The sequence below is a fragment of the Ancylobacter crimeensis genome (genome assembly GCF_023016805.1).
Taxonomy (GTDB): domain Bacteria; phylum Pseudomonadota; class Alphaproteobacteria; order Rhizobiales; family Xanthobacteraceae; genus Ancylobacter; species Ancylobacter crimeensis.
On sequence record NZ_JALKCH010000013.1, the window covers coordinates 98121 to 109435 of the forward strand.

General features: G+C 69.1%; 10 protein-coding genes. All 10 read left to right on the plus strand.

Annotation, left to right across the window (positions count from 1 at the left end; translation table 11 throughout):
* Positions 1-15: 15 nt before the first annotated feature.
* Positions 16-636 carry a TetR/AcrR family transcriptional regulator gene (locus MWN34_RS17490; protein WP_247030591.1) on the plus strand — a complete coding sequence of 207 codons (621 nt, stop codon included), beginning with the start codon at positions 16-18 and terminating at the stop codon, positions 634-636.
* A gap of 118 nt (positions 637-754) precedes the next feature.
* Positions 755-1501: an energy-coupling factor ABC transporter ATP-binding protein gene (locus tag MWN34_RS17495; protein ID WP_247030592.1), complete on the plus strand. Its 747-nt coding sequence runs from the start codon at positions 755-757 to the stop codon at positions 1499-1501.
* Positions 1498-2109: an energy-coupling factor transporter transmembrane component T family protein gene (locus MWN34_RS17500; RefSeq protein WP_247030593.1), complete on the plus strand. Its 612-nt coding sequence runs from the start codon at positions 1498-1500 to the stop codon at positions 2107-2109. The genes MWN34_RS17495 and MWN34_RS17500 overlap by 4 nt, the downstream gene beginning before the upstream one ends.
* Positions 2106-2666: a biotin transporter BioY gene (locus MWN34_RS17505; RefSeq protein WP_247030594.1), complete on the plus strand. Its 561-nt coding sequence runs from the start codon at positions 2106-2108 to the stop codon at positions 2664-2666. Before MWN34_RS17500 ends, MWN34_RS17505 begins: the two co-directional genes overlap by 4 nt.
* A gap of 6 nt (positions 2667-2672) precedes the next feature.
* Positions 2673-4091, plus strand: a complete 1419-nt coding sequence (locus MWN34_RS17510; protein WP_247030595.1) for an AMP-binding protein — start codon at positions 2673-2675, stop codon at positions 4089-4091.
* Positions 4088-5269 carry a thiolase family protein gene (locus MWN34_RS17515; protein ID WP_247030596.1) on the plus strand — a complete coding sequence of 394 codons (1182 nt, stop codon included), beginning with the start codon at positions 4088-4090 and terminating at the stop codon, positions 5267-5269. Before MWN34_RS17510 ends, MWN34_RS17515 begins: the two co-directional genes overlap by 4 nt.
* Before the next feature lie 96 nt (positions 5270-5365).
* Positions 5366-6151: a DeoR/GlpR family DNA-binding transcription regulator gene (locus tag MWN34_RS17520; protein ID WP_247030597.1), complete on the plus strand. Its 786-nt coding sequence runs from the start codon at positions 5366-5368 to the stop codon at positions 6149-6151.
* A 276-nt stretch (positions 6152-6427) separates the two neighbouring features.
* Complete coding sequence (gene tcuC / locus MWN34_RS17525; RefSeq protein WP_247030598.1) at positions 6428-7705, plus strand: MFS transporter; 1278 nt, start codon at positions 6428-6430, stop codon at positions 7703-7705.
* 135 nt (positions 7706-7840) lie between these two features.
* On the plus strand, positions 7841-8746 hold the full coding sequence (locus tag MWN34_RS17530; RefSeq protein WP_247030599.1) for a bestrophin family protein: 906 nt from the start codon (positions 7841-7843) through the stop codon (positions 8744-8746).
* A 75-nt stretch (positions 8747-8821) separates the two neighbouring features.
* Positions 8822-10543 (plus strand): adenine deaminase, encoded by a 1722-nt coding sequence (gene ade / locus MWN34_RS17535; protein ID WP_247030600.1) that lies wholly within the window; start codon positions 8822-8824, stop codon positions 10541-10543.
* Positions 10544-11315 lie beyond the last annotated feature (772 nt).

Below are 11315 nucleotides of genomic sequence, written 5' to 3' on the forward strand. Positions count from 1 at the left end.
AACGGAGCCCTGTCGATGAAAGAAGACAACCCGACGAAAGAGGACAACCCGACGCGCGGGCGCATCGTCGAGGCGGGCTGGAAGGCGCTGCTGGAGCACGGCTATGCCGGCACCGGCCTCGGCCCCCTGCTGGCTTCCATCGACGTGCCGAAGGGCTCCTTCTACCACTTCTTCCCCAGCAAGGAGGCCTTCGCCGCCGAGGTGCTCACAGCTTATGCCGAGCATTACCGGGCCAACCGGCAGGTGCTGTTCGCCGATGCCGCGCTTGGCCCGCTCGCGCGCCTCGATCGCTACCTCGTCCATCTTGAGGAGGAGGCGCTGTCGCGCTCCGAGGTCGCGGGTTGCCTCTACGGCGTCATGGCGCTGGCCGCCCCCTCCCTCGGCGCACCCGTGAAGGAGCGACTCGCCGACGTCTTCGCCCGCTGGGAAGCCGATTTCGCAGGCCTCATCGCGGAGGCGCAGCAGGCGGGAGAGGTCGATCCCGCATTGGATGTGGGCTTTGTCTCGGCCTGCGTGGTCGATCTTTACGAGGGCACCATCATCCGCGCCCGCGCCGGGGACGGCGTTGCCGCTTTTGCCCGTTTCCGCACCTGTGTGCACGCTTTGCTCGGAGCTCCTCTTCCGGTAACGAAGTAGGTGTGCCTCAATGGTGTTCTGCCGCAGAAAAGCTGCCAATCCGCTGGACGGACGGGTATGAGCGCTTAAAAAGGGCCGTTTCCCGCCTCTTGTTCTCGCAGCCTGCGGATAAGCCCTCGTGTCCATCCCCGCCGATCCCTCGCTCATCCGCCTCGATGGCGTCACCCTCAGCCGGGGAGGGCGGGTGGTGCTGGATGGAATCTCGCTCGACCTCACCGAGCGGCGGATTGGTCTCATCGGCGACAATGGTTCCGGCAAGAGCTCGCTCATCCGCCTGCTGAACGGCCTGCTCAGCCCCGATGCCGGTCGCGTCGAGGTGCACGGGATCGACGCGGCGAAGGAGCCGGGCGCGCTGCCGCGCAAGGTCGGCTTCATCTTCCAGAACCCCGACCACCAGATCATCTTCCCGACCGTGATCGAGGAGATCGCCTTCAGCCTGGAACAGGCCGGCCGCACCCGGCGCGAGGCGGCGGCGGAGGCGAGCGGCGCGCTTGCCCGCCATGGTCGCGCCCATTGGGCGGACCGGCCGGTCCATGCGCTGTCGGAAGGCGAGAAGCAGCTTCTGTGCATCATCGCCGTGCTGGTGATGGAGCCCGCCGTCCTGGTGCTGGACGAACCCTTCTCCAGCCTCGACCTGCCGACCCGGCTCGGCCTGGAACGGCTGATCGCCCGCCTGCCGCAGCAGGTCGTGCTGATTGCCCATGAGCTCGACGCCTTCTCGGCCTATGATCGCGTGGTCTGGCTGAAAGCCGGGCGCATAGCGATGGATGGCGCGCCGGAGGCGGTGATCGCCGCCTATCGCCGCCACGGCGCCGAACGGCTCGCCGCTGCCGAAGGTGCCGACCCCTTGGAGGGAGCGGCGTGATCTCGCTCTATCTCGCGCAGCGCACATGGGCTCATCGCCTGCCGGCGTGGCTGAAACTCGGCGCGCTGGCGATCCTCAGCCTCCTCGTGACGCCGCTCGACAGCCTGCCCGTCATGATGGCGCTGCTGCTGGCAGCGCTCGTGCTGTACGCCGCACTGGGGCGCGAGGCGGTTAGGCAGATCGCCCTGCTGCGACCGCTGCTGCCGTTGCTCGTCATTCTGTTCGCGTTCCACCTGTGGAGCGGCGACGCACGGCTCGGGGCGGTTTCGGTGCTGCGCATCCTCGGCATCGTGATGATCGCCAATGCGGTGACGATGACGACCCGCATGGACGAGATGATGGACGCGATCGAGCCGCTGCTGCGCCCGCTGGCGCTGTTCGGCGTCGCCCCCCGCGCGGTCGCGCTGATGGTGGCCATGATGATCCGCTTCGTGCCGCTCATCTTCGCGCTATGGGAGGCGCTGAACGAAGCGTATCGCGCCCGTACCGGCAGGCGTGGCGGCTGGCGTCTTCTGGCGCCCTTCTGTATCCAGACACTCCGACTGTCCAACCATGTCGCCGAGGCGCTGGCCGCCCGTGGCGGCGCACCGCGAGCGAACCGCCGATGAACGCCATCACCCGCGAACGCAGCCTCGTCCAGATCGCGCTCTATGCCGCCATCATCGCGGCGATGGGGCTGATGCCGAAATTCGAATTGCCCTTCGGCGTGCCGATCACCTCGCAGAGCATGGGCATCATGCTGGCCGGGGTGATGCTCGGCGCCTGGCGCGGGGCGGCTGCGGTGGCGCTGTTCCTGCTCGCGGTGGCGCTTGGCGCGCCCCTGCTGGCCGGCGGGCGCGGCGGGATCGGGGTGTTCTTCGGCCCTTCGGCCGGCTTCCTCCTGTGCTATCCGCTTTCGGCCTTCGTCGCCGGCCTGCTGATGCAAGGCCTTCGAAGCAGGGCTGTGCTGCCGTCGGCTTTCTTGGCCGCGGTGGTGGGCGGGATTCTGGTGCTGTATCCGTTCGGCATTGCCGGTCTCTCGCTGCTGGGCGGGCTGTCGCTCGCGGATGCGGCCAAGGCCTGCCTCATCTTCATTCCCGGCGACACCGTGAAGGCGGTGCTGGTGGCGCTGATCGCGCAGACCGTGGCGCGCGGCCTGCCCGAGGCGCTGCTTTCGCGCGCCTGACCGCCGGTGAGCGCGCCCGGCGAGACCATCGGCGTCGACATCCCTGCGCTGGCACGGAGCGCACCGGCGCGCATCGCGCTCACCTGCGAGGAGGAGCGGCTCACCCGTGCGGCGCTCGCGGCGGGTATCGGGGCTCGCGCGACCGGCCTTGCCGCGTTCACCGCGCGGGGCGCCTCCGTCGCGCTGGACCTGCCGAACGGAGTGGAGCTGGCGATGGCATTTCTCGCCTGCGCCATCTCCGGGCGAGAGGCCCTCGTCTATGATCCCGGCTGGCCATCCTCCTACCGTGCCGCCCTCGATGCGGCGCTCGCCCCGGCATGGACGCTCTCCGGCGGCGATCACTGGCCTGACATCCCGCAGTGGCCGGCCCCGCCGCAAGGCGATCCGCCCTTTTATGTCGGCTTTACCTCGGGCTCGACCGGTGTGCCCAAGGGCTATCGGCGTGCCCACCGATCCTGGATCGAGAGCTTCGCGGTGAGCGAAGGGGAGTTCGGCATCGGTCCCGACGACGTGGTGATGGCCCCTGGCGGCCTTGCCGCCTCGCTGCATCTCTACGGCGTGGTCCATGCCCTCCATATCGGCGCCGAAGCGGTGATGATGCGCCGCTTCCATCCGCGCCGGGCGCTGGATCTCGTCGAGGCGCGTTTCGTCACCGTGCTCTATGCGACGCCGACCCAGTTGCAGATGCTGGCGGAAGCCGGGGAAGGCCGGGCCTTTGCGAGCGTTCGGCTGATCCTCACCAGCGGGGCAAAGGGGCAACCGGGCTATCGCGACGCTGTCGAGCGGCTGTTTCCGGCCGCACGGCTCGGCGAGTTCTACGGTGCCTCCGAGCTCTCCTTCGTCACCATCGCCCACCCGGATGAGGCGGTGCCGGCCGGCTCGGTCGGCCGGGCTGCGCGCGGGGTGACGTTGGCGATCCGCGACGAGGCCGGCCGTGCCCTTCCACCGGGCAGTGTCGGTCGGGTGTGGGTGAAGAGCGGCATGTTGTTCAGCGGCTATGCGACCGGCGGCGAAGTCATTGCCCGCGACGGCGCCTTCGTCTCGGTCGGCGATCATGGCGCGCTGGATGCCGCCGGTTTCCTCACCCTGCATGGACGGGAAAAGCGGATGCTCGTCACCGGCGGGCTCAACGTCTATCCCGAGGAGGTCGAGGCGGTGCTGATCCGCGCACCGGGCGTTGCCGAGGCGGTGGTGTTCGGCGTCGAGGACGAATTGCGCGGCACCACGCTGATCGCAGTGTTGAGGATGGACGGCCTGCCGGAAGAGCCTGCCTTGCGTGCTCATTGCCGTGCGCTGCTGCCGACCGCGAAGGTGCCGCGCCGCTTTCTCGGGCTGCCGGATTTTCCGCGCACCAGCGGCGGTAAGGTCGATCTGGTCGCGCTGCGCCGACAGGTCGAGGCCCGGACCGGCTGGGTGCTGCGATGACGCGCGCCGTTATCGTTGCCGCCCGCCGCACCGCGGTCGCGCCGCGGCGGGGGGGCTTTGCCGGCATCGAGACGCACGATCTTGCCGCGCCGGTGCTGCGGGCCTGCCTTGCCGATGCAGGGCTCGATCCCGTGCAGGTCGACGAGGTCATCCTCGGCAATGCGCTGGCGGGCGGCGGCAATGTCGCGCGGCTCGCCGGACTGGCGGCGGGCCTGCCGGATGCCGTGCCGGCGCTGACCGTCGACCGGCAATGCTGTTCCGGGCTCGACGCCATCATGCTCGCCGTCGCGCTGATCGAGGCGGGAATGGCGCAGGCCATCCTTGCGGGTGGAGTGGAAAGCTGGAGCCGCGCGCCGCTGCGGGCTGTCCGTCCGCGAGGCGCGGAGGAGGCGCCGGTCTTCTATGAGCGTCCGCCCTTCGCTCCCGATCCTGCCCGCGACCCGGATCCGCTGGAGGCGATGGCCGCACTGGCGGTGCGTGCGGACATCACGCGGATCGCTCAGGCCGGGATCGCCGCCGCCAGCCACGCAAGGGCGCTTGCCGCGCGGCAAAGGCTGGTGCGGGAGATCGTGCCGCTCGCGGGGCTCGATCACGACGCCTTCACCCGTGCGCTCACCCCGCGCCTCAGCCTGCGGGCGCCCATCGTGGCGGGGGAGGGAGCCCACGCCATCGATGCCACGGGCGTCGCCGTCGAGGCGGATGCGGCGGCGGCGGTTCTGGTGCTGGCCGAGGACCTTGCCGACCGCCTTGGGCTGAACGGCTGCACGGTTGTGGCCGCCGTCAGTACCGGAAGCGCGCCGGAGCGCCCTTTCGAGGCGCTGGAGCGCGCGGCGCTGGAGGCGCTCGGCGGTGATGCATCGGGCTGCGCGGTTCTTGAGATCATGGAATCGACCGCCGTGCAGTTCGCGAACAGCCTCGCGGCGTTGGGGGTCGAACCGGAACGGGTCAACCGGGGCGGCGGCGCGCTCTCGCGCGGCCATCCGATCGGAGCGTCCGGCGCCATCCTTGCGGTGCGGCTGTTCCATGAGCTTCTGGAACCGGACCTTGCGACCGGGTCCTTCACCATTCACACGACCCCGGACGGATACGCCTCGCCGCCTCATCCCAGCCTCGGCCTTGCCGCCATCGCGGCGGCCGGGGGCCTCGGCAGTGCCCTGCTGATCGAGCCGCGCCGCTGACGCATTTGCGACACCGCCCCGCCATGGTGCAGGATGCCGGGAATCGCACCCGCCAAGGGGCACCCGGTATCGACGCGTAGACGTGACAGGCCTTCCATGAACGCCATCTCCTCCCGGCAGCAGGACATCCTCATGCTGGCGCGGGCCCAGGGACGGGTCAGCGTGGATGATCTGGCCTCCCGCTTCGACGTTTCCCCCCAGACCATCCGCAAGGATCTCAACGATCTGTGCGTGCGCCGGCTGATGTCGCGGGTGCATGGCGGGGCGGTGGTCGCCTCGGGGGTTGAGAATGTCGCCTATGAGGCGCGCCGGGTGATGGCGCAGGGGGCGAAGCGCGCCATCGGCGACGCCGCCGCCCGCGTGGTGCCCAACCGCGCCTCGCTCTTCATCAATATCGGCACCACCACCGAGGAGGTGGCGCGCGCCCTGCACGACCATGAAGACCTGCTGGTCATCACCAACAACCTCAATGTCGCCACCGAGCTCTACCGCCACCCCAAGATCGAGCTGATCATGGCCGGCGGCCCGGTGCGCCATGCCGACGGCGCGGTGATCGGCTCGGTGGCGGTGGATTTCGTGCGCCAGTTCCGGGTCGACTATGCGGTGATCGGCGCCTCGGCGATCGAGGAGGACGGCACGCTGCTGGACTTCGACTACCGCGAGGTGCAGGTCGCCCGCGCCATCATCGACAATGCCCGGCAGGTGATCCTCGTCGCCGACCGTTCCAAGCTGGAGCGTTCCGCACCGGTGCGCATCGGCCATATCAGTGAGATCGACACCTTCATCACCGACGCCGTGCCGTCGCCCGCTTTGCGCGCGGCGTGCGTGCAGCATTCGGTCGAGCTGATCGAAGTCGGCGGCAGCGACGACGAAGGGTTCTGAACGGCGTTCGTCCGCCCGCAGGCACCGTCGTGGCGCAGTTGTCGCTTGTCTCTGGGTGCAGGGTCTCCCGCCGCCCATGCCGTTCCACCCTCGCGCCATCGCCATACGACCTTCGCAGAAGGGCGGGTGCAACCGCAATCTCGCCGCTGGTCTTCCAGCTCCTGCTGCTCTACCAATCCTTCCAAGATCTGTTGCGTAGATATCCGCGAAAATACCGTGGCGGGATATTACGTAGCGTAATCGGTCAAGATGAAAATGACCAGTCGGGAGAGCGGCATGAACGCGACGCGGCTCGAAACCTTCAAGACCGTGCTGCGGGTGACCAGCGGCAACTTCCTGGAGATGTTCGACTTCTTCCTGTTCGGCATCTACGCGACCCACATCGCCCACACCTTCTTCCCCAGCGAAAACGAATTCGCCTCGCTGATGGCGACCTTCCTCAGCTTCGCCGCGGGTTTCGTGATGCGCCCGATCGGCGCGCTGGTGCTGGGGCCCTATGTCGACCGGGTGGGGCGACGCAAGGGCCTCATCGTCACCCTCACCATCATGGCGATGGGCACCATCCTGATCGCCTTCGTGCCGGGCTATGCGACGATCGGCATCGCCGCGCCGCTGCTGGTGCTGGCCGGGCGGCTGCTGCAGGGCTTTTCCGCCGGCGTCGAGCTCGGCGGCGTGTCGGTCTATCTCGCGGAGATGGCGACGCCCGGCAACAAGGGCTTCTATGTGAGCTGGCAGTCCGGCAGCCAGCAGGTCGCCATCGTGTTCGCCGCCCTGCTCGGCTTCATCCTCAACAAGACGCTGGCGCCCCCCGACATCGCCGGCTGGGGCTGGCGCATTCCGTTCCTGATCGGCTGCCTGATCGTGCCGTTCCTGTTCTTCATCCGCCGCTCGCTGGAGGAGACCAAGGCGTTTAAGGCGCGCACGCACAGGCCGACCACGGCGGAGATCTTCCGCACGCTGGCGGCGAGCTGGCCGGTTGTGCTGGGCGGCGTCGGCATGGTGGTGATGACCACCGTGTCGTTCTACCTCATCACCGTCTACACGCCCTCCTTCGGCAAGCTGGTGCTGAAGCTGTCCGAGGCGGATGCGCTGCTCGTCACCATCGCGGTGGCGGTGTCGAACTTCATCTGGCTGCCGATCTCGGGCGCGCTGTCGGACCGCATCGGGCGCAAGCCGATCCTCGTCACCTTCACCATGCTCGCCATCGTCACCGCCTATCCAGCGCTGCGCTGGCTGGTGTCGGACATCACCTTCGAACGGATGCTGGTGGTGGAGCTGTGGCTGTCCTTCATCTATGCCAGCTATAACGGCGCGATGGTGGTGGCGCTCACCGAGGTGGTGCCGGAGAGCGTGCGCACCGCCGGCTTCTCCCTCGCCTACAGCCTCGCCACGACGCTCGGCGGTTCCTCGCTCGCCATCTCCACCTGGCTGATCGCGACGACCGGCGACAAGGCGGCGCCCGGCTACTGGATGGGCTTCGCCGGCTTCGTCGGCCTGGTCTCGACCCTCGCCCTCTATGCCGGAGGCCGCCGGACGGTAGCGAGCGCCGCCTGAGACCGGGCGGCCTTGGCCGGGCCCATGCGCTTTGGGCGCAGCTCGCAGGCCGCGGGAAGCGTTCCGTCCCGTCCCGGCCCGCGCTAGCATCCATGCGCCGTCCTTTCCACCCGGGCGGCGCAGCCGGGCCTGGCCATGATCGTCCGCGAACGTCCCAATCTCCTGAAGCTGTTCTTCATCATGCGCGGCTCGGTGGTGCAGCGCATCTGGCCGCAATGCCTGTTCGTGGTCGTGCTTTCCACCGCGATCGTCTGGGCCCATGCGGAGCGGCCCGGACTGGTGCCGACATTGGACGGGCTGCCCTTCACCCTCATCGGCATCGCGCTTTCGGTGTTCCTCGGCTTCCGCAACAGCGCCTGCTACGATCGCTGGTGGGAAGCCCGCAAGCAGTGGGGCGCCATCCTCGCCGATGCCCGCGACCTTGCCCGCCAGACGCTGCCGCTGGAGCTCTCCGGCCCGGACGGCGCGAGCGCCCGGCGTATCCTGCTGCTGATCGTCGTCGACTTCGTCGCGGTTCTTGCCAGCCAGCTCCGAGGGAAGCTCGTTCCCGGTGGCGCGACCTCTGCGCTGTCCTCGGGCGTATCCCGCTTTCCGGCCGAGGCCGAGCTGCGCCGCGCGGGGCTGGAACTCGCCCGGCTTAACAAGGCCGGCTCGGTTTCCGACATCCACTTCCAGATTCTCGACGCCACCTTCTCCCGGCTCAATGCCGCCGCCGCCTCCTGCGAGCGCATAAGGGCGACGCCGGTGCCCTTCGGCTACACGCTCCTGCTGCATCGCACGGCCTATCTGTTCTGCCTGCTGCTGCCCTTCGGCTTCGCCGATGTGCTCGGCTGGGCGACGCCCTTCTTCGCCGGGCTGGTCGCCTATACCTTCTTCGGCCTCGACGCGATGTGCGACGAGATGGAGGAGCCCTTCGGCACCCGTGCCAACGCGGTGCCGATCGACGCCATGAGCCGCATCGTCGCCATCAATCTGATGGAAGCGCTCGGCGAGACCGAGCTGCCGCCCATGCCCAAGCCGGTCGACATGATCCTGCTGTGAGCGGGAAAGAGGTGGCCGCGCCCCGCCGGCTCCTGCCATAAAGGGCGTCGATCCCGTCGCTTCCCGGAGCCTCACATGACCCGCCAGACCCTGCCCGACGCCACGATGCTCGCCCGGATGATCGACCAGGGCCGGGGTGTGGTGCCGGCCGATCTCGTCGTCAAGGGCGTGGCGCTGCTCGACGTCATCACCGGCGTCAGCACCGAGACCGACATCGCCATCTGCGGCGACCGGATCGTCGGTACCTATGGCAGCTATGCCGGCGTCGTCGAGATCGACGGGCGCGGGCTCCATGCGGTGCCGGGCTTCATCGACACCCATCTTCATGTCGAATCCTCGCTGGTCACCCCGCTGGAATTCGACCGCTGCGTGCTGCCGCACGGCGTCACCACAGCGATCTGCGACCCGCATGAGATCGCCAATGTGCTGGGCGCCGAAGGCATCGCCTATTTCCAGCGCTGCGCCGATGCGACCATCATGGACCTGCGGGTCCAGCTCTCCTCCTGCGTGCCGGCCACCGCCTTCGAGACCGCCGGCGCCGCGCTGGACGCGGAGGATCTGGTGGCGCTTTCCGGCCATCCCTCCGGCATCGGGCTCGCCGAATTCATGAACTATCCGGGCGTGATCCATAAGGAGCCCGGCGCCCTCGCCAAGCTCGCGGCCTTCGCCGGCGGGCACATCGACGGCCATGCCCCGCTGTTGTCCGGGCTCGACCTCAACGGCTACATCGCCGCCGGCATCCGCACCGAGCACGAGGCGACCAGCCTGCCGGAAGCGCGCGAGAAGCTGGCGAAGGGCATGACCATCCTCATCCGCGAGGGCTCGGTCTCCAAGGATCTCCATGCCCTGATCCCGCTGATCGACGCGCAGACCTCCGCCTTCCTCGCCTTCTGCACCGACGACCGCAACCCGCTCGACATCGCGGAAGAGGGCCATCTCGACTTCATGATCCGCACCGCGCTTCGCCATGGCGCGCCGCTGCACCATGTCTACCGGGTGGCGAGCTGGTCGGCGGCGAACGCCTTCGGGCTGAAGGACCGCGGCCTCATCGCGCCGGGCCTGCGGGCGGACATCGTGCTGCTGGAGGATCTGGCGGAATGCCGGGTGGCCTCCGTCATTTCCGCGGGTCGCCCGGTGAACGAGGCGCTGTTCGCCACCCGCACGCCGGTCGCCCCGGTGGGGCTCGATTCGGTGAAGGCGCGTGCGGTGGAGGCGGCCGATTTCCGGGTGCTCAGCAACGAGACGATGACCCCGGTGATCGGCGTGGTGCCGGGTCGCATCATCACACCGCGGGTGATGATGCCGCTGGCGGTCGAGGGCGGCGAGAAGCTGATCGACCTCGACCAGGACGCGATCAAGGTGGCGGTGGTGGCCCGGCACGGGCGCAACGACAATATCGGCCGCGCCTTCGTCCATGGCTTCGGGCTGAAGCGCGGTGCCATCGCGTCCTCGGTCGGCCATGACAGCCACAACATCACCGTGGTCGGGGCCGACGACGCCGACATGGCATGCGCGGTCAACCGGCTGATCGCGCTGAAGGGCGGCTTCGTGGTGGTGGAAGGCGGGGAGGTGAAGGCCGAACTCGCGCTGCCGGTCGCCGGGCTGATGTCGACGCTGCCCTATGAGAAGGTGCACGACGCCCTGCTGCCGCTGCGCGCCGCGGCGAAGGCGCTGGGCTGCACGCTGCCCGAGCCCTTCCTGCAGGTCGCCTTCCTGCCGCTGCCGGTCATCCCGCATCTGAAGCTCACCGATATGGGCCTGTTCGACGTGGACCGGTTCGAGCTGATCGGCACCTGAGGGGAGGGTGCTATGCGGGGCATGGAGCGGGCGGCGGAGGCTCGTCGCCCCGGCCATGCGGTTTCGGCCCATCGCCTCTCCCTGCGTTCCGCCACCTCTTCCGTCATCCTCCCGCGGCGACGCCGTCGATATCCTCCCTCCGTGCCCGCCCGGCCCATCGGGCCTGTCCTGCCTCGTCCCGCGTGACCGGCCGGCCCATCGTCTTCGGCTCCAGTCCCTCCCGCCGTCCTGCCCGTCGCCCTCCGGTCCCACGTCATCCCGACCGGAGCGCAGCGCAGAACCGGGATCGTCTGAGCCTCCGGGTGGGCGGGGGACGCCGCAGCCCGCGCCCGGCGAAGGAGCTTGGTCCGGCCATCCCCGATCCCGGTTTCCTTGTTGCACCTGCGGCCGGGATGACGACCCAGAGAGAAGGCTGGTGAGGGTGGGAGGTGGCTTACGCCTGCGTTCATCGCGTCCGGTCGGAACTGCCGGTCCTGTCCTGCCCGCCTGCCCGTTGCCCGTCCGGTCGCTCCGGCCGGTTGACAATCTGTGGAAAGCGGATCGGCCGCGCGATCCTGCGCCGCCGGCTTCGCCGCCGGGGCCCTGCACCGTCCCGGCTTCTTCGGGAGCGTGACCGCGCGATCCGCCCCCCTTTCACGCCCCCAACACCTTCATCCCCGTGCCGTTTCCGGCCGGGGTTGCGGATCGGAGGTCCAGCCGCCTTCGGGAGGGAAGGCATGCGGGGCACCGGGCCGGATCGCTCCGGCGGCCGCCTGCAGCGCGTGGGTAGGGA

Excerpts from the sequence above, each read along its gene's own strand:
- MWN34_RS17505 (WP_247030594.1), top strand. The coding sequence starts at position 2,106 with ATGAACGCCATCACCCGCGAACGCAGCCTCGTCCAGATCGCGCTCTAT.
- tcuC (WP_247030598.1), top strand. The coding sequence starts at position 6,428 with ATGAACGCGACGCGGCTCGAAACCTTCAAGACCGTGCTGCGGGTGACC.
- MWN34_RS17520 (WP_247030597.1), top strand. The coding sequence starts at position 5,366 with ATGAACGCCATCTCCTCCCGGCAGCAGGACATCCTCATGCTGGCGCGG.
- ade (WP_247030600.1), top strand. The coding sequence starts at position 8,822 with ATGACCCGCCAGACCCTGCCCGACGCCACGATGCTCGCCCGGATGATC.
- MWN34_RS17490 (WP_247030591.1), top strand. The coding sequence starts at position 16 with ATGAAAGAAGACAACCCGACGAAAGAGGACAACCCGACGCGCGGGCGC.
- MWN34_RS17515 (WP_247030596.1), top strand. The coding sequence starts at position 4,088 with ATGACGCGCGCCGTTATCGTTGCCGCCCGCCGCACCGCGGTCGCGCCG.
- MWN34_RS17530 (WP_247030599.1), top strand. The coding sequence starts at position 7,841 with ATGATCGTCCGCGAACGTCCCAATCTCCTGAAGCTGTTCTTCATCATG.